This is a genomic window from Streptomyces sp. NPDC048751 (genome assembly GCF_043198595.1).
Lineage (GTDB): Bacteria > Actinomycetota > Actinomycetes > Streptomycetales > Streptomycetaceae > Streptomyces.
In genome coordinates, this window is record NZ_JBICUX010000008.1 from 285,206 (window position 1) to 306,339 (window position 21,134).

At 70.9% G+C, this 21,134-nt stretch carries 15 protein-coding genes; 5 read left to right on the top strand and 10 right to left on the bottom strand.

The annotated features are described in order from the left end of the window. The first annotated feature begins 5 nt into the window (after nucleotides 1–5). From ACGFNV_RS26170 to ACGFNV_RS26180, 3 genes are all read left to right on the top strand, one after another. Complete coding sequence (locus tag ACGFNV_RS26170) at nucleotides 6–551, top strand: arginine repressor (RefSeq protein ID WP_393625426.1); 546 nt, start codon at nucleotides 6–8, stop codon at nucleotides 549–551. Between the two features lie 245 nt (nucleotides 552–796). Continuing rightward, nucleotides 797–4,066, top strand: coding sequence for an RHS repeat-associated core domain-containing protein (locus tag ACGFNV_RS26175; protein ID WP_393625427.1), 3,270 nt, complete (start codon nucleotides 797–799; stop codon nucleotides 4,064–4,066). 77 nt (nucleotides 4,067–4,143) lie between these two features. After that, the gene (locus tag ACGFNV_RS26180; protein ID WP_393625428.1) at nucleotides 4,144–4,356 is read left to right on the top strand and encodes a hypothetical protein; all 213 of its coding nucleotides are present in this window, start codon (nucleotides 4,144–4,146) and stop codon (nucleotides 4,354–4,356) included. Between the two features lie 42 nt (nucleotides 4,357–4,398). Here the strand turns inward: ACGFNV_RS26180 and ACGFNV_RS26185 are convergent, their stop codons facing one another. From ACGFNV_RS26185 to ACGFNV_RS26230, 10 genes are all read right to left on the bottom strand, one after another. Next, entirely contained in the window at nucleotides 4,399–5,202 is an 804-nt protein-coding gene (locus ACGFNV_RS26185; RefSeq protein WP_393625429.1) for an FAD:protein FMN transferase, read from the bottom strand. Continuing rightward, on the bottom strand, nucleotides 5,195–6,265 hold the full coding sequence (locus ACGFNV_RS26190) for an FMN-binding protein (protein ID WP_393625430.1): 1,071 nt from the start codon (nucleotides 6,263–6,265) through the stop codon (nucleotides 5,195–5,197). The genes ACGFNV_RS26185 and ACGFNV_RS26190 overlap by 8 nt, the downstream gene beginning before the upstream one ends. Nucleotides 6,266–6,313: 48 nt before the next feature. After that, entirely contained in the window at nucleotides 6,314–7,696 is a 1,383-nt protein-coding gene (locus tag ACGFNV_RS26195; RefSeq protein ID WP_393625431.1) for a ferric reductase-like transmembrane domain-containing protein, read from the bottom strand. A gap of 100 nt (nucleotides 7,697–7,796) precedes the next feature. Further along, nucleotides 7,797–8,402, bottom strand: coding sequence for a hypothetical protein (locus tag ACGFNV_RS26200; protein WP_393625432.1), 606 nt, complete (start codon nucleotides 8,400–8,402; stop codon nucleotides 7,797–7,799). After that, the gene (locus tag ACGFNV_RS26205) at nucleotides 8,399–8,776 is read right to left on the bottom strand and encodes a hypothetical protein (RefSeq protein WP_393625433.1); all 378 of its coding nucleotides are present in this window, start codon (nucleotides 8,774–8,776) and stop codon (nucleotides 8,399–8,401) included. The genes ACGFNV_RS26200 and ACGFNV_RS26205 overlap by 4 nt, the downstream gene beginning before the upstream one ends. Next, nucleotides 8,769–13,700, bottom strand: a complete 4,932-nt coding sequence (locus ACGFNV_RS26210; RefSeq protein WP_393625434.1) for a caspase family protein — start codon at nucleotides 13,698–13,700, stop codon at nucleotides 8,769–8,771. Before ACGFNV_RS26210 ends, ACGFNV_RS26205 begins: the two co-directional genes overlap by 8 nt. Nucleotides 13,701–13,765: 65 nt before the next feature. After that, a complete protein-coding gene (locus ACGFNV_RS26215; RefSeq protein WP_393625435.1) occupies nucleotides 13,766–14,464 on the bottom strand; it encodes a L,D-transpeptidase in 699 nt (232 codons plus the stop codon). A gap of 78 nt (nucleotides 14,465–14,542) precedes the next feature. Then, the gene (locus ACGFNV_RS26220) at nucleotides 14,543–16,237 is read right to left on the bottom strand and encodes a heme peroxidase family protein (RefSeq protein ID WP_393625436.1); all 1,695 of its coding nucleotides are present in this window, start codon (nucleotides 16,235–16,237) and stop codon (nucleotides 14,543–14,545) included. 134 nt (nucleotides 16,238–16,371) lie between these two features. After that, nucleotides 16,372–16,980: a pyridoxamine 5'-phosphate oxidase family protein gene (locus ACGFNV_RS26225; RefSeq protein ID WP_393625437.1), complete on the bottom strand. Its 609-nt coding sequence runs from the start codon at nucleotides 16,978–16,980 to the stop codon at nucleotides 16,372–16,374. Nucleotides 16,981–17,089: 109 nt separating this feature from the next. Then, nucleotides 17,090–18,058, bottom strand: a complete 969-nt coding sequence (locus tag ACGFNV_RS26230; protein WP_393625438.1) for a hypothetical protein — start codon at nucleotides 18,056–18,058, stop codon at nucleotides 17,090–17,092. 189 nt (nucleotides 18,059–18,247) lie between these two features. On the opposite strand from ACGFNV_RS26230, the gene argH reads away from it, so the two are divergent. Next, the gene (argH, locus tag ACGFNV_RS26235) at nucleotides 18,248–19,681 is read left to right on the top strand and encodes an argininosuccinate lyase (RefSeq protein WP_393625439.1); all 1,434 of its coding nucleotides are present in this window, start codon (nucleotides 18,248–18,250) and stop codon (nucleotides 19,679–19,681) included. 388 nt (nucleotides 19,682–20,069) lie between these two features. Continuing rightward, nucleotides 20,070–21,041, top strand: a complete 972-nt coding sequence (locus tag ACGFNV_RS26240; RefSeq protein ID WP_393625440.1) for an aldo/keto reductase — start codon at nucleotides 20,070–20,072, stop codon at nucleotides 21,039–21,041. Nucleotides 21,042–21,134 lie beyond the last annotated feature (93 nt).

Below are 21,134 nucleotides of genomic sequence, written 5' to 3' on the forward strand. Positions count from 1 at the left end.
CGACGATGAGTCAGGCGCAGGAGCATGAGCAGAACGGGGGCAACGGGCCCGCCCTCCCGCAGACCCGCACCGCCCGCCACCGCCGGATCGTGGACATCCTCAACCGGCAGGCGGTGCGCTCGCAGAGCCAGTTGGCGAAGCTGCTCTCCGACGACGGGCTGAGCGTCACCCAGGCGACGCTCTCCCGGGACCTGGACGAGCTGAACGCGGTCAAGATCCGCAACACCGACGGCGACCTGATCTACGCGGTGCCGAGCGAGGGCGGTTTCCGCACGCCCCGCGCGCCGCTGGGGGAGTCGGCGAAGGAGGAGCGGATGCGGCGCCTGTCCCAGGAGCTGCTGATCTCCGCGGAGGCCTCCGCGAACCTGGTGGTCCTGCGCACCCCGCCGGGTGCCGCCCAGTTCCTCGCCTCGGCCATCGACCAGGCCGAACTGCACGACATCCTCGGCACGATCGCGGGCGACGACACGCTGCTGCTGATCAGCCGGGACCCGGTGGGCGGGCAGGCGTTGGCGGACCATCTGCTGCGGCTGGCTCAGAACGGGCACTGACACGTCGTTTTCGGACTGACTCCGGCTCCTGGGTGCATGGTTCGTGACCGGATGACGTCGGTCTGCATACCGCTTCCCTCGCTTTTGCAACGGTTCGCCCCACTCAAGGGGTGGGACTGATTCCGGCCCGTATGCGGGACGACTTCCGGGGCACGGCGCGCGTTCGTGTGTGTTTCCCGTGTCAGGTTGTGGGCGCCCGGTGACCAACGGGGTCACCGGGGTCTGTCTTCCTGTGGGGGGAAGCCATGCCCAGATCGCCCCGTCTGCCCGCGCTGGCCCTGATCACGGCGGCCGCGCTGGCCGTCTCGGTGTTACCGGCCGCGAGTGCGGCCGCCGACGACAAGAGACCCACCTCGGTATGGGGGCCGCACAGCCCCGAGTTTGCGATGCCGGCGGTGAAGGTCGGCCCCAACAAGCCCGTCGCGTCGCGGCCTTCCGCCCCTGACGCCTCCCTGACCAACGTGGTGCCGGAGGGACAGGGCGACGTCCCCTGGCACCGCTTCACCAGCTTCGCCATCACGGACGCGCTCACCGCCCGGATCGACTACTCCACCGGCAACCTGATGCTGACGGCGACGGACTTCGACATCGCCGGTGTGGGACAGCGCCTGACCCTGGCACGGACGTACAACTCCCTGGACGCGCCCTGGGGGAAGGTCTCGCAGCGCTGGTGGCAGCAGTACGAGCGCTACCTCTCCCTCTCCGACACGGAAGCCGTCTTCTACGACGCCTCCGGCGCGGCCGTCCGCTTCACCAAGAACAGCGACGGCACCTTCACCACGCCGAAGGGCTACTCGCAGGACCTGAAGAAGAACACCGACGGCACCTACACGCTGACGAAGTGGAAGTCGGGCGCCAAGGAGACCTACGACGCGAACGGCACCCTGACGAAGGTCACCGACCGCAACAAGGGCACGATCACCATCACCCAGCACGACGAGGACGGCGAGCACAAGGGCTTCAAGCTGACCGAGACCCGCTCGGGCCGCTGGATCGACCTGTACAAGACCTACCCCTCGCAGTGGCAGGCCAAGGACAACACCGGCCGCACAGCCGTGTTCAACCTGGACAGCACGGGCAACCTGGCCACCACCACCGACACCGAGGGCAAGACGGTCACCTTCCGCTACGACTCCTCCGGCCGCCTCGACAAGATCACCACCGCGGAGGGCCGCGTCACCGTCTTCACCTACGACGAGGACAACCGCGTCACCTCCATGCTGCGCGGCACCGGCTTCAACAGCGACGGCCACACGGGCCCGACCTGGACCTACGCCTACACCGGCGCCTCCCCGACCGCCGCCGGCACGACCACCGCGACGGACCCCGAGCTGCACGCCACCAAGTACCAGCACGACGCGAACGGCCAGGTCACCGAGGTCACGGACGCCAAGAACCGCAAGCGGTCCACGAAGTTCGACGCGAACCACAACATCGACACCGCGACCGACGCGATGGGTTCGGGCACGACTCCGGGCAATGTCACCGACTACGGCTTCAGCGCCCGGGGCAACCTGGAGAGCGTCACCGCGCCCACGGGCGGCAGGACCGTCAACACCTGGCAGACCGTCGCGGGCGGTGACGTACCGAAGGACTCCACCAACGCCGACGGCGAGAAGACCTCGTTCACCTACGACACGGCCGGCAACACCATGTCGGTGGCGCAGACCGGCACCGGCGGCGGCAACCTCACGTACACCTACAACGGGTCGAGCCCGACCTGCGGCGGCTTCGAGGGCCAGCGCTGCACGGCCAAGACGAAGATGTCGTCGACGAAGACGGTCACGACCGACTTCCACTACGACGCCAAGGGCAACCTGGAGTGGGCCCAGCCGCCCGCCCCGCTGGCCAGGACGACGTACACCTACGACGCGCTGGGCCGCACCGAGACCGTCACCGACGCCCGAGGCGTCAAGGTCGTCTACACCTACGACAACCTGGACCGCGTCAAGACGGTGTCCTCCACCCACGACACCGTCAGCTACTGGTACGACGGAGACGGCAACCTGACCCAGCGCTCGGACTCCACCGGAACCGTCAAGTACGAGTTCGACCCCCTCCAGCGGGAGACCGTCCGCACCCTCCAGGACGGCTCCCAGACGCTCCTCGCGTACACGGCCGCCGGCAACGTCGACTACTACGAGGACCCGGCAGGCCGCACCGACTACACCTGGAACGAGGTCAACAAGCTCATCGAGCTGAAGGACCCGCAGGGCCGGTCGACGAAGTACGCCTACAACAACAACGACGTCCGCACCACCACCACCTACCCCGGCGGCACGGTGCAGGAGGTCAAGCCCGACAACTCCAACCGGCCCCAGACCATCAGGACCACCTCACCCAAGGGCACCCTGGTCGACCTGGCGTACTCCTACGGCTACGGCACGGACGGCAAGACCGACGGCAACAAGATCCGTACCGTCACCGACAACGTCAGCGGCCTGAAGCGGAGCCACACCTACGACGGCGCCGGCCGCTTCTCCTACGCCAAGGAGGAGAAGAGCGGCACGCTCACCGACTCCTGGCAGTACTGCTACGACCTGGCCGGCAACCTCACCTCCCAGGGCACCGAACAGGGCTGCCCGCGCGGCACCACCTACACCTACAACGACGCCCAGCAACTGACGGGCAAGTCCAGTACCACCGGAACCTGGTCCTACGACGAGATCGGCAACGAGACCGCCGCCGCCTCCACCGACGACCGCGTGCGCACGGGGGAGACCTGGACCGACCACTCCCAGCTCAGCTCGATCACCGAGGGCGGCAAGACCTACTCAGGACAGTACGGCTCGACCGACCAGAGCGAACGCATCCGCCTCGGTGACACCTTCTTCCACAACGGCCCCCTCGGCCTGTCCGCCAAGACGACCGCCGGCGTGGACATGGGCTTCAACCGGGAGCCCGGGGGCACCCTGAACTCCATGACGACCGGGGGCAAGACCTACTACTACCTGACCGACGCGATCGGCAGCGTGGTCGGACTGGCCGACGAGAACGGCACCAAGGTCGACACCTACGCCTACAGCCCCCGAGGCGTCCGCATCCTGGCCCGGACCGACGAACAGGTCGCCCAGCCCTACCGCTTCGCGGGCACCTACCAGGACCCCACGGGCCTGTACCACCTCCAGGCCCGCTACTACGACCCGAACATCGGCCGCTTCACCCAGCCCGACCCCAGCGGCCGTGAGAAGAACCCCTACCTCTACGCGGAGGGCGACCCCGTCAACCGCATCGACCCGCAGGGCACCCTCAGCCTCAATGCCGTCGCCGACGCGCTGGGCCCGGCCGGAGATCTGATCACCGGCACGGCACACCTGTTCCAGGGCGACACCAGGGCGCTGTGGGGCGACGTCGCCGGTGTGGTGGTCGGCGGCCTGGCCGGAGCAGCCTGCGGTGCCGCCGTCGCCGCGGCGACCCCCGCCACGCTCGGAGGCTCACTGGGGGCCTCGGCCGGCTGCTACGCGATCTCGTGGAGCGCGGGGCAGATCGCCTCGAACGCGGTCAGCGGGGGCTAGGACCTGCCTGAAGCAGAAGCCGGGGCCGGGCTGTCCACGGCCCGGCCCCGGCGCCCACCGATACCGAAGGAGTGCACATGCCGTACGTCGGATGGTCCCTCGAACAGCGCGCGGCGGTGAAGCGGTGGATGCTGTTCGCCTCGCTCTTCGCCGTCGCGGGAGTGATCCTGTCCGTGATCCTCATCGCGCTGGGCAACTCCGGCGGTTGGGTGGTGCTGCTCATGACGGTCTGCATCTACGGGGCGAGCTACCTGTTCGTCGGGAACATCAAGAAGAAGCAGCCTCGTTGACCCGCCCGCCGGGAGACCACGGGCATGCCACGGTGGCGCCGCTCAGCCGAGCCGCGCCGCCAGGCCCCCGGTGCACCGCACCTCGTCGCCGGCCGTGATCAGCAGCGCCTCGACGTCCGGCAGGCCCTCCAGCCAGGTCAGCGCCTCCCGCGACCCCATGGCGAACGCCGCTGTGGCCCAGCAGTCCGCCCAGGTCAGGCGGGGGGCGACGACCGTCACGGCGACCAGGTCCGTCACCGCGGACCTGCCGGTGCGGGGGTCCACGATGTGCGCGCCCCGCTCGACCGTCCCCGAGGTCGCGACCGCCAGCTCGTCGGCGCCGGCCGCGGAGATGACCGCCGCCAGCCCGCCCGGCCGCAACGGATCCGACACGCCCACCCGCCACGGCCGCGCCGGCCCGGGCACGCCCAGCAGCTGAACGTCCCCGCCCCCGTTGACGCTCACCCCGCTCACGCCGGCCACCTCGGCGATCCGCCGGGCCGCCCGCTCAGCGGCCCAGCCCTTGACGATCCCGGTCGGGTCGAGGCGCCCCTCGTACGTCGTGCTGAACCAGCCCTCGCTGACCCGCTCCGCCTCGGCGCCCAGCTCCAGCACCTCGGCGACCTCGGGATCACATTCCTCGACGGTGAGTTCACCCCGTGCCAGCAGGGACACCTGACTGTCGTCCCGGTACGTGCTGAACACCTCGTTGACCCGGTGCAGCCCGGCGACCGCCTCCTCCAGCGCCGCCTTCACCGCCCCGGGATCCCCGCCGCGGACGTCGAAGGAGAAGACAGTCCCCATGACCTCCTCCGCGTGACGTACCGCGGCGGGAGCTTGCGCGGACTCGGCCACCGTGTCAGCCACCGGCCTGGTCCAGCGCGGACTGCAGCGACTGCTTGTAACCCGCGCTCGTGTACGTGGCCCCGGACACCGCGTCGATGTCCGCGCTGCCGGCCGCCACCGCCGCCTGGTTGAGCTTCGGCACGGAGTCCGACGTGATCTGGTCGCTGCGACCGCCCTTGGGCGCCTGGACCGCCTCGGCCTTGGTGATCTTCCCGCCGCTGACGGTGATACGGACCTGGACCGGCCCGTACTGCGTCTGCGCCACAGCACCGGTGACGGTGCTCGCCTGCGCCGCCCCGGAACCGGAACCCGCGCCCGCGCCGGACCCCGCCTCCGCGGAGCCGCCGCCGGCCTTCGCCTGGTCGAGCGCCGACTGCAGCGACTGCTTGTAGCCCGCGCTGGTGTAGGTCGCCCCGGACACCGCGTCGATGTCGGCGCTGCCGGCCGCCATGGCCGCCTGGTTCAGCTTGGGCACCGCGTCCGCGGTGATCTGGTCGCTGCGGCCGCCCTTGGGCGCCTGGACGGTCTCCGCCTTGGTGATCTTCCCGCCGCTGACCGTGACGCGGACCTGGACCGGCCCGTACTGCGTCTGCGCCACAGCACCGGTGAAGGTACCCGCCTGCGCCGCACCGCCCCCCGCAGAACCGCCGCTCGCCTTCACCTGGTCCAGCGCCGACTGCAGCGACTGCTTGTACCCGGCGCTGGTGTAGGTCGCCCCGGACACCGCGTCGATCTCGGCGCTCTGTGCCGCGACCGCCGCCTGGTTCAGCTTGGGGACCGCGTCCGCGGTGATCTGGTCGCTGCGGCCGCCCTTGGGCGCCTGCACCGTCTCCGCCTGGGTGACCTTCCCGTTGCTCACGGTCAGGCGCACCTGCACGGGCCCGTACTGGGTCTGCACCGCGCTGCCGGTGACCGTTCCGGACCCGGCGGCCGCCGCGCCGCCCTGGGCCGACGCCCCCGCCTGCGGGGCCGCGGCCGCGCCGGCCGGGTCCGTGGCCGGCTTCAGCGACAGCAGCAGCACGACTCCGGACACGGTGGCGGCGGTCGCGAGCACGACGCGTCGGATGGGGTGGCTTTTCTTCATCGCTCCAGGTTCCCGTGAGTTGAGGTCATTCCCGTGAGGTCCCGTCGCTCACATCTCGAACGACTCGTGATGGATACGGCGGGCGGGGATCCCCGCGCCGCGCAGTGCCTCGTAGACCGACTGGGCGAAGCCGTTCGGCCCGCACATGAAGACGTCGTGGCTGTCGATGTCCGGGATCTTGCGGCGCAGACTCTCCGCGGAGATGTCCGGCCGCTCCCCGTCCGGGCTGTTGACCGCGTACATGAGCCGCGCCCCGCGCTCGTCCGCAATCTTGGCCAGCTCGTCCCAGAGCGCCAGGTCCTGCGTGCTGTTGGCCCGGTAGAGCAGCGTGATGTCCCCGGCCCCGCCGGGCAGCGTCTCGAACAGCGCGCGCATCGGGGTGATGCCGACGCCGCCCGCCACCAGCAGCACCTTGCCGCGGCTGCGTCGGGACGCGGTCATCGCCCCGTAGGGCCCCTCGGCCCAGACCCGGGTGCCGGGCGTGAGTTCGCGCAGGGCCGCGCTGTGGTCGCCGTTCGCCTTCACCGTGATCCGGAGCGTGCTGGGACGCGGCGCCGCCGACAGCGAGTACGGGTGGGAGCTGAATCGCATGCCCGGCGCGAGGAACCGCCAGCGGAAGAAGTGACCGGCCTCCGCACCCATCCGGTGCAGCTTCCGTCCGCTGATCAGCACCGACACGATGCCGGGCGTCTCCTCGATCACGGCCTCGACCCGCATCCGGTGACGCAGGTTCAGCCGCACCGGAGTGATGACGCGGTACCAGATCACCAGCACCGTGACCGACCCGTACAGCGTGTACCAGGCGGTCTTCGCGGTGGGTTCGACGGCGAAGTCGTTGCCGGTGGTGATCTGGTGCCAGAACGTCAGGAACACCGCGGCGTACGTCATCAGGTGGATGTGGTACCAGGTGTCGTACGGCAGCCGCTTGCGGACCCCGCCGACCGACACCAGGCCGATCAGCACCAGCAGACCGGTACCGATGGCCGCCTTGCCCATGTCCGGCAGCTGGTTGATGGAGTCGATCGTCTGCTGGACGATGTCGCCGAGCGTTTTGCCGGCCTGCAGCGCGTAGCCCCACATGGTGAGGAAGATGTGCGCCAGCACCAGGCAGATCGTGTAGCGGCCGCTCATCGCGTGCCAGCGGGCGACCCGGTCGGAGCCGACCCGCCGCTCCAGGGCGGGCACCCGCGCCATCTGCAGCACGACCAGCGCCATCAAGTACCCGGCGAGCAGACCGGTGATCCGCCCCGCGTTGATGATCTTCCCGGCCTGGTCCGCGATGGCCGGCGTGTTGTTCCACCACAACCACAGCACGCCCGCCGCACCGGCCCACACGGCGAGCAGCAGCGGGACGGCGGGGGAGCGGCGCGGGCGGATGCGGCGCATCGTCTGTCGGCGGGCGGCACGTCCGCCTGCGAGCGTGGTGGTCACGGTTCCTCCGTGGGTGGACCCTTGGCCCACAAATACGCGCCGAACCGCGTGAGTGTTCAGAGCCCCGGTTCAAGGTGCGGCTGCCGCGGAACAGGGGTGGTCATCCGGCGGAGGCGCATGCGGACACCGGCACCATGGACGTCACCGTGCGCATGGGCAGAACGGTCCGCTTGTCGCCCTTCGTCCCCAGCACCACACCGTCCGGGCCGGAGCCCAGGAACTCCCCGCAGCGTTCCCCATCCGTCGTCACGACCCGTACGAGGTGGTCCGGCGGCGATTCGGTCGTGGCCCAGGCGAGGACCACCGCGGCGGCCGTCAGGGCGATGCCGGCCGCGCAGCACACGGAGGCGAGGCGCAGCGAGCGCGTGACCCGGACCGCCTCGGTCTCGGTCCACCGGCGCAGGGACTGCCCGGCGAGCAGCACTCGGCTCCCGGGGCGGCCGTGGGCGGCCCGCACGGCGAGCACCGAGCCGACGACGAGCAGGAGGAAGGCGGCACCGATCAGCGCCGTCGCCGTGTGCCGGGCCGCCGGTGGCAGCCCGGACAGATCGTCGCGGCCCTTGAGCGTCACCAGCACGGCGAGCAACGCGGTCAGGCCGGTCAGCCCCGTACGCCAGCCTTCCGCCTGCCTCCTCAACTCCGGGAGCTGGGTGAACTCCAGCTCCCGGGCGAGTTCGGCCCAACGCCGGTCGGACTGTGCGCTCACGCCGCCTCGCCCGGGACCAGCGCCCGGACACGCCAGCTGGCTCCGCAGCCGGTGAACGGGGCGTCGGGCGGAAGGTTCGGATGCGGATGCCCGCACTCGCAGAAGTGCACTTCGTCCAGCAGGGCGTGGGCGTCCTCGGCGGGTACCGGGTGCCGGCCGGTGAGCCAGGACCGCAGCCCCTTCGTGCCCGTGCCGGGCACTCCGTGCCGGTACTCCGTCCTCGTCCGGCCGTGGCACCGGGGGCAGTCGCCCTCGACCACGACGCCGTGCCCGTCCGGGGCGGACCACTGGGTGAAGGGGGCGGACGCCCGGCCCATGTCCTCCTCCGCGTAGTCGACGGCGAAGTCGTGGCCGCGGGCAGGGGATTCAGTCATGTGGGTCGGTCTCGCTCTCGTCGATCTCCAGGCCGAACAGGGTGGCGTAGAGCCGCAGCCGGGTCCGGATCCATGCTTCGCTCTCTCCGGTCGCCTCGGCGGCGAGACGGATGTGACGTGCCGTCACCCGACCCTGTACGGCGGGCAGCCGGCCGTCGAAGTGCTGTGTGAGAAGGATGAGGTCCTGCCAGCAGGGGATGGTGTCCGGGGCGGGCGGCAGGTCGCCGGACGTGGGGCACAGGGGCAGGTACGGCGAGATCCTCCGCACCGTCTCGGACACCGGCTCGCCGAGACGGGCGGCGATGCCGACCAGGTCGAGGGGCGTGTAGGGGGAGTCCGCGGCGCTCACGCGGTGGTCGGGGGAGAGAGCCACGAGGTCCCAGTCGTCCGGCACGCCGTCCGGCAGCTCGGCCACCTCCTCCGCGCTCAGCTCTTGCACGAGCGCGCCGATGACGCGGAACGCGGCCAACCGCTCGTAGGCGGCGGCCGGGGTGAGGTCGCGTCGCTTGGAATAGCGGGCCAGCGCCACGGGAGTCACGGGACACCAGTGCGGGGTTCCACCATCGCTGTGGCGGTCGTCGGTCTCGCAGAGCACGTCACAGACGTCCTCGAAGGGGTGGTATCCCGTGAGCGATTTCGGCAGGGGAGGGATGGTGTCCCCGGACGAGGGAGCGTACCCGGCGGCGAGTGCCCACACCTCGCCAAGTGACTCCGTCAGATAGCGGGCGGCAGTGAACAGAACGGCCGAGGTGAGGACTCCAGCGGGGTAGTCGTGGTCGTCCACGGCCGCGTCCTTGCCCGAGAGTACATAGCGGTCCCTCAGCCCCAGCGTCGAATACCGCCGGGCGATCCAGTCGTCGGCGGGGAGGGGGAAACCCGTGTCCCGCAGGACCTTGAACGTGTCGTCCGAGGCCCATCCGAAGGCGCCGGCGAAGTACAGGTCCGTAAGGTCCAGCCCGTTCTCCAGAGGGCCGTCGAGCTCCCTGACGAGCCTCCCGAGGTCGTCGGCGACCGCGCGGGACGGGACGAGGGTGCCGTCCGAACGGCCGTCCGCGCAACGCCGTTCGTAGGCCAGTCCCAGCTCCGTCGCCTTCTCGGCGAGCCGCCGTTCGGCTTCGGCGAGCGGGACCTCGAAGACGCCCGCGGCCCAGATGGTGGCGGCCCAGCCCAGCCGTGGGCGGCCGTCGGGCCCCGCAGCGGTGAAGGCCCTCACGAGCTCGCCGAACTCGTCGGTCAGCTCCATCCAGGGAGCCACCTCGTCCGGAGAGGGTGCCGTCCAGCCCAGCCAGCCGAACCGTGCCAGGCGGCCGAGCACCTCCTCCACGGGTGTCCCGGTACGACGGCAGACGTCCAGGACGTCCTGGGGGCTCTTCACCCGGTGCACGTCACGGTAGTTGTCCGCGGGGACGAACAGGCAATGGACGTCGTCCTCGGTGCACACGTGGTCCATGTGGTGCTCCGGTGCGGACGGAACCGTCAACGAGTGCAGGGGAGCACAGCGGGCAAGGGACCGCGCCAGTCTGCCGAGCGGCACGCCCAGCCTCTGCGAGGCCAGCACCAGGCCACCGAGGTCGTCGATGCGGCCCTCGCTCACAGCGGTTCGCTCACGGCGATTGCCGGCGGCCTGCGGATCGCCGCTCAGCGCCCGTGCAAGGGAGCCGTCGAGTGCGTCGGGAACCCAGTCGAGGTCGCCGCCGCTGGTGGCGGGGGGAGCGTACGAGGGGTGCAGGATCCGCAACTGCCGCTGGCGGCGCAACAGGTCGGACAGCACCAACCTGTGCTGAGCGGCGTAGGACACGACGGCCCGCCAGGAAGGGGCCCTCTCGACCGCGAGGTCCGCGTCTCCGGGCGCCGGTACGGGATAACCGTCGGTACTGCGCGGAGGGACCGAGGGCATGTAGCCCACCGATCTCCCCAGGACGGCACTGCGCCAGGGCCAAAGCCACTTGGCTTTGAGGTCATGGAACCGGACGCCATGGTCGAGATGGAACCATCCCACGGAGTCCAGCGGCAGCTGACCCCGCTTCTCCCCCGCCAGGACGACGCCCGTGCCACGCCACTCCTCGTCCAGCACCTGGGCCACGCGCAGGCTCCTGCGCTCCAGCTCCGCCGTCCACGGGAGCGTCAGCTCCGGCCATTTCGCCAGCGCTCCCGCTCCCAGCCGCCACTGCTCCTCCGCCCAGCCACGGTCGAAGTCCTGGAGTTCCTTCCGGCTGACGCTGAGCTTCCCGGCGTGCGGCCCCGTCAGGTTCAGCACGTACCCGTACGGCTCCTGATCGGTCATGATCCCGTCGCACAGGACCGCCCCCTCGCCGTTGACCCACCACAGCACTCCGGGCACCCCGACCAGGGACGCGTACTCACTGCGCCCCGGCGGCGGCTGCAACTCACCGGTCCGCCACCGGTGCTCCCACCCTTCCTCGTCCCGCGCCTCCACCTCGAACTCACTCACCCGCACCAACTCGCGCAACACCCGCGTACACGACAGGTCCGCCGTGGCGGGACCCTCCCGCAGATACAGCCGAACCCGTGTCCCGCCCTCCGCGAGACCGTCGTCCGGCCCGTCGTGGCGCTGGACGCGGAACAGGCTGCCGCTGCTCGGGATGTCGACGCGCAGCGCGTGCTCCGCGGGGATGCCCTCGGGGCTGACCTGGCGGGTCACGATCGTCATCTCGTCGGCGAGCATGAAGTAGCTGAACACCCCGATGCCGAAACGGCTGTTGGGGTACAGGCGCAGAGACCGGTCGTGGCGCAGCCAGCGGGACTGCTCGCGGCGGAACGCCTTGGACCGCTCGAAGCGGCTGCCGGCCCGGGTGAAGGTGTGGGTGAGCATTTCCGTGCTCATACCGACGCCGTTGTCCCGGCACTCGACGTACCGGCCGCGCTCGTCCTCGCCCTGGCTGAAGGTGATCCGCCCGCTCCAGTCGGCGGGGCGGGTGCCACTGCTGCGCAGATACGCCCACCGCATCGCTCGGTACCGGCAGGCGTCCATGGCGTTCTGGTACAGCTCGCGCAGGGCCAGGTGCGGCTCACCGCCGTACAACTGCTCGCCCATCAGCAGTTCCCGGACCTCGGACTGGGCGAGGTGGAAGCGCTGCAGCGGCACCTCGTACCGCTCCCGGCTGCCGGTCCTCGCGGGGCGCAGGTCGCGGTCGGTGATCCGTCTGGGCACGGCGGTCAAGAGAGCCGCCTCCGGCCCGCGCAGCTCCGCGGCCAGGTCGAGCACCTGCGCGGCGAGCTGGTCGGCTTCGTCGACGATCTCGGCGAGCGCGGCGTGCACGGCCTGGTGCGGGCACGGCGCGTCCAAGTGAAGGGCTGCGTCCTCCCGCTCCCAGCTCAGCCCGCGGGCGACGCCGACGACGTGCTCCGGCAGGACGGGATCCGTCACGGCCAGGTGCTCGGCGACGATCTCGGGAAACGTCCGTACGTCCACCGTGAGGACCGCGGCGAGCCGCAGCAGCGCGGCGAGGGGCCGCACCCGCAACGGCTGGTGGCCGTCCGGCAGGACCACCTTGCCGGGTACGCGGCCGGACAGGGCGTCGGACGGCTCGCCGAGGCCGATGCCGGAGGCTGCCGAGCACAGGAGTTCCGCGACCTCGCGCACTCTGTCCTGCGCCACACCGAGCGCGGCGAGCAGGGCCTGCGCGGGGGCCGTCGGCGCCGGCTCGTCGTCGGTCTCGACACGGTCGGCGATCCAGCGGTGCACCAGCCACATGGTGACCGCGGTCTCGTCCTCGACCCGGCCACGGGCACGGCACTGGTCCGCCTTGCGCACGATCCGCGCGTGCTCGTCGCCGATCTGCTCGTAGTGCCTGCGGTGGGCGTCGGCGCCCGGACGCCGACGCGGACAGTACGGGTCGATCTCGACGGCTTGGCTCATCCGGTCGGCCCACGCGACCTCCCGCAGGAACGGCGCCGCGACGAGGAACACCACCTCGACCGCGGACAGCGGTTCCGACGCAGGGAGCAGCAGGGGCAGCCGGTGGCGCACCAGGCGCGCCGGGAACGTCTCGTCGGACCAGGGGTCGGGGCGCGGCAGACGGTTCTGGGCGAGGTGCAGGGTGCGGGCACACCGCTCGACGAAGGCGCCCAAGTTTTCCTTGAAGAACGGCACATGGGGCTGGTCCTCGGGCCTGACCCGCTCCCACAGGGGCGTCTCGAGCGCCGCCCGGAGCCAGGTTTCCAGCAGCGGCCGGCCCTCGCAGATCTCCACCTCCCTGGTCTCCGCCTCGGCGTTGGTGCCATAGCGGATCACGGCGGTCTGCGTCAGCCCGTGGCGCAGGGCGGCGGCAGCCGTCCTGGCGCGGGCCGCGGCGAAGACCTCGTCGACGGTCCGCGCGGGTGTCAGCGGTCCGAGGGCGTCCGCCAGACCGCGGGTGAAGAAGCTGCCCTCGGGGGTGTAGCCGCTGCGCTGCCCGGCGGAGCACGCGGTGAGCACGGCGAAGCCGCCCTGGGGCGGACCGTTGTCGATCGAGTTGCCGAAGGCCACCGAGTCGTCCCCGAGGTCCGTACGGCAGGCGTCGATCAGCCACAGGACCGTCCGCGCCGCGCATTCCTTCAGGAGCGGGCTGATGTTCGCGGGCAGCAGGGAGTCCACGTACGGCTCTCGCCAGACGCCGTCCCGTGGCGGGCTGGCGTCGGCGGGGACGAGGTAGTCGGTACCCCCGACCCGGATGCCGTGCCCGGTGAAGTACAGCAGGAGGGTGCCATCCTCCGGGACGTCGCTGGCGGCCTCGTAGATCTCGGCCTTGATCCGGCTGAGGCCGGCGTCGTGCACGACCTCCACCTCGTAACCGGCCGCGTCCAGGACCGAACCGATCAGCCGCAGGTCGGCCTTCACCACCTCGTCGAGCGGTTCGAGCAGCTCCGCCGTGCCGGGCGCCCGCCCCACGCCGATCAGCAGTGCCCTGCGCACCTGTTCCATGTCCCCTCCCCCGACAGGGGAACATGATGGCATCCACCACCGACACCGAGGACTCGGCGAGACCTTCAGTACCGCGTGATCGCCGTACGGCCGCTCGTCGTGCCGACCCCGAGGTGCGGTTGCGCGGCCGGTTCGGCCCACGCCAGGATCCGCCGCATCGCGTCCGCCGGCACCGACACGCAACCCGCCGTCGCTCCACGCCCGTTGACGTGCAGGAAGATACCGGCCCCCCGCCCACGCACCGGATTGCGGTAGTTGAAGCCGATGACGAGCGCGTGCGCGTACTGCGCGCGGTACGAGAGCAGGTGCTCGGACTCGGCGGCCCGGCAGTCGGCGGGCCGGGGCTCGGTCCAGCGGTTGTAGGAGCGGGAGGCGTTGTCCTGGCACCACCAGGAGTCCCGGCGCACAGGGCGGTACTTGTAGGCCGTGCCGCGCGGTGCCGCCTTGACGCCGAAGGCGAACGGAAGGTCGTACAGACCGGTCGGGGTGGTGCTCGTCCCCTGCCTGCGCGAGGTGCCCTCGACGAGCCCCTTCGCGCCGAAGCGGGCCCGCGTGGAACCGGCTTCCACCCACTGCCCGTTGCGCAGGTCCCACCAGGTGACGGTGCCCGAGGTGGAGCCGGTGCCAGGGGCGAGCGCGGTGATCAGCTGGCTGCCGCCGCCGGTGTCGGACATGAGCGCGGGCAGCGGCGCCGCCCTGTCCGGGGCGGAGCCGAGCAGGGGCACGGACGCGAGGGCCAAGGCGGCAGCACGGCGGTGGCGCATGTGCCAGACGCTAGGCGAGGTGTCCGGCGAGGGCAGCGCGAGCAGGGCCATCAGGTGGAGTCCCGCGCTGCCCGCGCCTCACACGCCCACCGGGTTGAGCAGTTCGGCGTTCTGCTCGAACGCGTACAGCAGCAGGTCGGTCATCTCGAAGGTGCCGGCCTTGCGGCGGTCCTCGACCGGGCTGAGGAACGGCCGCCAGAACGGGTCCCGGACGATGGAGTACCGGCTGCCCTCCATGGCGCGGTGGAACACCTCGGCGACGATGCGCCCACCCAGGCCGGTCAGCCGCTCCCCGGCGTTCAGCTCGGCCTCGCGGAGGATGTAGAACCACAGCGGGCAGTTGCGGACGAGCTTCCTGCGCAGGTCGTCGCCGAGCTGGGCCCCGCCGGGCCGGTTGTCGAACGCGGAGGCGGGCAGCTCCCTGACGTTGACCCTCCTCTTCCTGAGGTGCTCCACCAGCTGCTGGCCGGAGGCCAGGCTCATCATGTTCGCCCGGGTGAGGTTGCGGAACGCCAGGTTCAGCTCGACGGCCGGGGGCGCGGGCTGTCCTCGCCCGCCGAAGGTGCCGAGCGGCAGGTCGGCGAGGGGGTTGACCAGCAGCGTGTCGATGCGCTTGGCGACGTTGAACTGCGCGTCGTCCACGGCGAGGTCGGCCCGGCCCGCCGCACCGAAGTCGAAGAGGCGCCGGAAGTCCGCGATCCAGTTGGTGGGCAGGCTCTCGAGCGTCCCGGCCTCGGGGTTTCCGAGGTCTTCGGGGCGAGGGGAGAAGTTACCGCTGGTGCCGGTGAAGACGAACAGCCGGACCAGCGTTCCGCCGCCGTTGTCGAAGATCCGGTTCCAGTTGTAGGCGCCGCGCACCATGCTGTGGCCCAGCCGGTAGGCGGCCACGGAGAACTCGATCGGCATGGTCGGAAGGTTCTGCCGGTCGGGCTCGGGCTCGAAGATCCGACGGCCCTTGGCGAAGACCTCGTCGACGATGGCCCGGTCCACGATCCTGGGCAGGAAGTCATGGCGCACCACCCACTGGTAGTGCTTGACGACCGCCTCGCGCGCCGACTCGAACAGGACCGCGCTGGACACGCCCTTGCCCGCCAGCTCGGCCGCGAACCGGTTGTGGAACCGGATGAAGGCGCAGTGGATCTGGGCCACGGGGAGGTTCTCGTCGTTGCGCGGGTCCGGTATCAGCGCCCTGCGCCGCTCGGAGATCAGCGAGCCGACCCCCACCCGGGGCAGGTCGAAGCCGGCGAGGGCGCGGTTGGTGCGGTCGTCCCCCGGGACCGGGGCGGTCGTACCGGTCTTCAGCCGGATGCCGTCGTCCTGGTAGAACCGGCGGTCGAAGGGGTGGTTCGGGCCGAGGCCGTAGAGGCTGTCGAGGTCCAGCGCGGGTGAGCGGCCCTGGAGGAGCTGCCCGACGGTGATGTCGTCCTCCAGATGCGCGGCCGTCGCGTCCAGGGTCAGGTCGTGGTCCACGAACTGCCCCAGGTAGGTGAAGCCGGCCGGTACGGTCCGGTCCTTCGTGTTCGGCTGGGTCTGGGCGCGGTCGGTCATCGCCTCGGCGAGCGCCTGACGGGTGGCCCGGTCCAGCTGCTGGGACTCCTCCGCCTTGGGGCCCAGCCGGGAGAACCGGAACCTGCGCAGGGCGGCGACGTCGGAGAGCGGGCTGGGCTCCGCAGGGCCGTCGTCCGGGGTGTCGCCGAGGGCGCCCTCGCCGACGACGAAGTACGAGCTGCGGACGTGCCGTTTGTTCTGTGGTTCGCGTGTGGGTCGGAACATGAATCCCCCATGTGGTACCGCTGGTTGGCCACACCGTAAGTGACAACCGCGACGGAAGGGAGGATTCCATCAAATGCCTTAATGATCCCTTCTGGTTGTACAACGCCCGGAAGGCTCATGCATGGTCAAATCGGTCATTCGGTGGAGGTGGGAGTGGAAGCGGGAGTGGGAGGCAGCGGCAACGGCAGTCCGGGCAGCCCGTCCAGGCTGCTCGCCACGTGGTCCTTTTTGCTGAAGTACGCGCTCAGCGAGGCGTCGTCCTCACGCGCGAAGCGCTTGCCGTGCAGGTCGCGGTCCGCGTCGTACGTCATGAAGGGCACCGCGTATCCGCAGGTGTCCCGGACGAGTTCGGCCCGCACCACGATGATCGCGCGCAGGCCGTGCTGGGTGGTGTCGATGTCCGGGAAGTGGGCGAGGAACTCCGTGAAGCGCGGGTCGTCCCGGAAGACCGGCTCCCCGCGGCCGTGCACCCGCACGATGTTCGGCGGCCCCTGGAACGCGCACCACATCAGGGTGATGCGCCCGTTCTCGCGCAGGTGCGCGATCGTCTCGGCGTTGGACCCGGCGAAGTCGAGGTAGGCCACGGTGTGCTCGTCGAGTACCGCGAAGGAGCCTCTGAGGCCCTTGGGGGAGAGGTTGACCGTGCCGTCGCCGTCGAGAGGGGCGGTCGCGGTGAAGAAGAGGGGCTGCTGCTCGATGAACGTACGCAGTCGTCCGTCTATGCGCTCATAAGTCTTTCCCATGTCTGACAATTATCGATGGACGCCGCTTACTTGTCCGATGAATTTCGGAAACGCCTGCGTGGCCGCTCCGGTCGGTGTTCCTCCCGGGGCGGCCACGGCATCCGTCACGTCACTTGTTGAGCGTGCAGGTGGCGAGGGCGTTCAGGCCCTGCGGCTTGGTCCCCTGGCGACTGATGGAGATGGCGATGCGGTCGATCGTGGAGTTCCGCTTGTCCGCCAGCGGGCCCAGGATCGCGTTCTGGACGAAGTTGGGGCCGCCCTGGCCCACGGTGTCGACCAGGCGCTTGTTGGCCTCGGCGATCTGCGTGTCGAGCAGGGCGAGGTTGCGGTCGACCTCGGCCTTCGCGGTGGCGGGGACGGCGGGCAGCTGCGAGGCCACGTCCGGGCAGGAGATCGTGCCGGCGGCACCGGCGTTGCCGGCGTCACCGGCGTTGCCCGCGTCGCCTGCGTTACCGGCGTCGCCTGCGTTACCGGCGTCGTTACCCATCTCGCCTGCGTTACCGGCGTTGCCGGCGTCGTTGCCCATCTCGCCTGCGTTGCCCGCGTTGCCTGCGTCACCGGCGTTGCCCGCGCCTGCGTTGCCGGCGTCACCCGCGTTGCCCGCCGCGTCGCCGCCGTTGGCCGCGCCGTCCGCGTTGAGGGTGCACGGCGCGAGGGCCTCGAGGCCCTGCGGCTTCTCTGCCGTACGGCCGATCGCGGTGGCGATGCGGTTGACGGTGGAGATGCGCTTGTCCTCCAGCGGGCCCAGGATCGCGTTCTGGACGAAGTTGGGGCCGCCCTGGCCCACGGTGTCGACCAGGCGCTTGTTGGCCTCGGCGATCTGCGTGTTGAGCAGGGCGAGGTTGCGGTCGACCTCGGCCTTCGCGGTGGCGGGGACGGCGGGCAGCTGCGAGGCCACGTCCGGGCAGGAGATCGTGCCGGGGCCGGCGGCGAGCGTCTTGGCGTTGGTGGCGCCGCTGTTGGACGACTCCCCTGCGAGGGCGGAGTTCACGACCACCGCACCGGACAGGGCCAGAGCGGCGGCGCCGCCGATGATCGCCACACGACGCTTGTTGTACTTGGGAAGAGCCCTGGACATGCGGATGCCTCACTTGGGTCAGGAGTGGGTTTACAAACGCGGCGCCGGCGTTCTCCCGTGAGTACGGGTAAGCGGTTGCCGTTGTTCAAGGCATCTTCAAAACTCTTCGAATTGACCAACCATGCAGTGCACTGCATAATCATGCATACCGAGGTCACCTCACCCACACCTTCTCTAGGAGCGACCCACGTGAGCAGCAACAGCGGTGACGTACGGCTCTGGGGCGGCCGTTTCGCCGACGGCCCCGCCGAGGCCCTGGCGAAGCTGTCCGCGTCCGTCCACTTCGACTGGCGGCTCGCGCCCTACGACATCGCCGGCTCGCGTGCCCACGCGCGCGTGCTGCACAAGGCGGGCCTGCTCACGGACGACGAGCTGACGAGCATGCTCGCGGGTCTCGACCGGCTCGAGGCGGACGTGGCGGACGGCTCCTTCACCGGCACCATCGCCGACGAGGACGTCCACACCGCACTCGAGCGGGGCCTCCTGGAGCGCCTCGGCCCCGACCTCGGCGGCAAGCTGCGCGCGGGACGCTCGCGCAACGACCAGGTCGCGACCCTCTTCCGGATGTACCTGCGGGACCACGCCCGCATCATCGGCGGCCTGATCGCGGACCTCCAGGACGCCCTGATCGGCCTCGCGGAGGCCCACCCGGACGTCGCGATGCCCGGCCGAACCCACCTCCAGCACGCCCAGCCGGTCCTCTTCGCCCATCACGTCCTCGCACACGTCCAGTCCCTGTCCCGGGACGCCGAGCGGTTGCGCCAGTGGGACGAGCGCACGGCGGTCTCCCCGTACGGCTCGGGAGCCCTCGCGGGCAGCAGCCTCGGTCTGGACCCGGAGGCGGTGGCCGAGGACCTCGGCTTCGAGCACGGCAGCGTCGGCAACTCGATCGACGGCACGGCGTCCCGTGACTTCGTCGCCGAGTTCGCCTTCATCACCGCGATGATCGGCGTCAACCTCTCCCGGATCGCGGAGGAGGTCATCATCTGGAACACGAAGGAGTTCTCCTTCGTGACCCTGCACGACGCGTTCTCCACCGGCTCGTCGATCATGCCGCAGAAGAAGAACCCGGACATCGCGGAACTGGCGCGCGGCAAGAGCGGCCGCCTGATCGGCAACCTGACCGGCCTGATGGCCACGCTCAAGGCGTTGCCCCTGGCGTACAACCGCGACCTCCAGGAGGACAAGGAGCCGGTCTTCGACTCCTGCGACCAGTTGGAGGTTCTGCTCCCCGCCTTCACCGGCATGATGGCGACCCTCACCGTCAACCGCGAGCGCATGGAGGAGCTGGCCCCCGCCGGCTTCTCCCTCGCCACCGACATCGCCGAGTGGCTGGTCAAGCAGGGTGTGCCCTTCCGTGTGGCGCACGAGGTCGCGGGCGAGTGCGTGAAGGTCGCCGAGGCCGAGGACAAGGAGCTCGACGAGCTCACCGACGAGCAGTTCGCGAAGATCTCCGCCCACCTGACCCCCGAGGTGCGCTCCGTCCTCAACGTCGCCGGCGCCCTCGCCTCCCGCAACGGCCGCGGCGGCACGGCCCCCAGCGCGGTCGCCGTCCAGCTCACCGAGGTCAAGACGGACGTTGCGGCGCAGCACGCCTGGGCCACCGCGAAGAGCGCGAAGTAGGGCACACGCGCGCGTGGGGATCACGCGGTGAGACGCGCGCGTGCGGTCCCGGTTGTCCCGCGCGCGTGCGTGCCGTGCGGGGGTTCGGGTGCCCGCGCGAGGGTTGGCGTGATGCCACCCGCGCGGCGAGGGCTCACGTGGCGCCGCACCCGTGTGTGGCCGGATGGCGGGCTACGCGCGCGTGTGTGTGGCCCACGCGGTGCCACGCGCGCGCTCGCGACTCATGGGGTGCCACGCACGCGTGCAGGTGGCCCAGGTGGTGCCACGCGCGCGTGTCGTTCACATGGCTTCACGCGTGCCGCTCTCGTGGCTCCACGCACGCGTGAAGCAGGGGTATCGCGGTTACGTTGGTCATGAGCCGCAAGGAGCCGACCGAACGGAGCCCGCGATGCCCTTCGCCCGACTGGCCTCAGCCACGACCCCCACCTGCCACATCGGCCTGGGTCTCGCCGCCGTCGGCCGCCCCGGTTACATCAACCTGGGCCGCGAACAGGACCTCCCGGCCGACCGCAGCGTCGACGCCCTGCGCAAGCGCACCCACGAACTCCTCGACGCCGCCTACGCCCAGGGTGTGCGCTACTTCGACGCCGCCCGCTCCTACGGCCGTTCGGAGGAGTTCCTCGCCGACTGGCTGAGGGCCCGCCCCGAGGTCGACGACGTCGTCGTGGGCAGCAAGTGGGGCTACACCTACACCGCGGACTGGACGACCGACGCCGAGAAGCACGAGGTCAAGGACCACGGACTCGCCACGTTCGAGCGCCAGCGCGCCGAGACCGAAGCCCTGCTCGGCGACCGGCTCGACCTCTACCAGATCCACTCGGTGACCCCGGACAGCCCGGCCCTCACCGACAAGGAACTCCACGCACAGCTCGCGGAAGCCGCCGCCCGGGGCATCACCATCGGCTTCTCCACCAGCGGCCCCGCCCAGGCGGACGCCATCCGCGCCGCGCTCGCCGTGACGGTCGAGGGCGAGCCCCTCTTCCGTACCGTCCAGTCGACGTACAACGCCCTGGAGACCTCCGCCGCCCCCGCCCTCGCCGAGGCCCACGAGGCCGGACTCACGGTGATCGTCAAGGAGGGCATGGCCAACGGGCGCCTGGCGGAGCCGCACGCACCGGACGCGCTGAAGGTCGTGGCCGCGCGGACGGGCCTCGGCTGTGACGCGGTCGCCCTCGCCCTGATCCTCCGCCAGCCCTGGGCCGGCGTCGTTCTCTCGGGCGCCGCGACCGCCACCCAGCTCGCCTCCAACCTGCACGCGGCGGTCGTCGACCTCGACGACGGCCAGCTCGCCCACCTCGCCACACTCGTCGAGGACCCGCGAGCGTACTGGGAACACCGCGCGGACCTGCCCTGGCACTGAGCCCCACCCACGCCCGACCGGCCCCCTGACACCCGGCCGCCCCCCGCCCGGCTGAGCGACGCCCGCGCCCGGCCTTGCCCCACCCATGCCCGG

Excerpts from the sequence above, each read along its gene's own strand:
- ACGFNV_RS26205 (WP_393625433.1), bottom strand. The coding sequence starts at position 8,776 with ATGACTGAATCCCCTGCCCGCGGCCACGACTTCGCCGTCGACTACGCG.
- ACGFNV_RS26175 (WP_393625427.1), top strand. The coding sequence starts at position 797 with ATGCCCAGATCGCCCCGTCTGCCCGCGCTGGCCCTGATCACGGCGGCC.
- ACGFNV_RS26210 (WP_393625434.1), bottom strand. The coding sequence starts at position 13,700 with ATGGAACAGGTGCGCAGGGCACTGCTGATCGGCGTGGGGCGGGCGCCC.
- ACGFNV_RS26190 (WP_393625430.1), bottom strand. The coding sequence starts at position 6,265 with ATGAAGAAAAGCCACCCCATCCGACGCGTCGTGCTCGCGACCGCCGCC.
- ACGFNV_RS26230 (WP_393625438.1), bottom strand. The coding sequence starts at position 18,058 with ATGTCCAGGGCTCTTCCCAAGTACAACAAGCGTCGTGTGGCGATCATC.
- ACGFNV_RS26215 (WP_393625435.1), bottom strand. The coding sequence starts at position 14,464 with ATGCGCCACCGCCGTGCTGCCGCCTTGGCCCTCGCGTCCGTGCCCCTG.
- ACGFNV_RS26170 (WP_393625426.1), top strand. The coding sequence starts at position 6 with ATGAGTCAGGCGCAGGAGCATGAGCAGAACGGGGGCAACGGGCCCGCC.
- ACGFNV_RS26240 (WP_393625440.1), top strand. The coding sequence starts at position 20,070 with ATGCCCTTCGCCCGACTGGCCTCAGCCACGACCCCCACCTGCCACATC.
- ACGFNV_RS26225 (WP_393625437.1), bottom strand. The coding sequence starts at position 16,980 with ATGGGAAAGACTTATGAGCGCATAGACGGACGACTGCGTACGTTCATC.
- ACGFNV_RS26220 (WP_393625436.1), bottom strand. The coding sequence starts at position 16,237 with ATGTTCCGACCCACACGCGAACCACAGAACAAACGGCACGTCCGCAGC.
- ACGFNV_RS26180 (WP_393625428.1), top strand. The coding sequence starts at position 4,144 with ATGCCGTACGTCGGATGGTCCCTCGAACAGCGCGCGGCGGTGAAGCGG.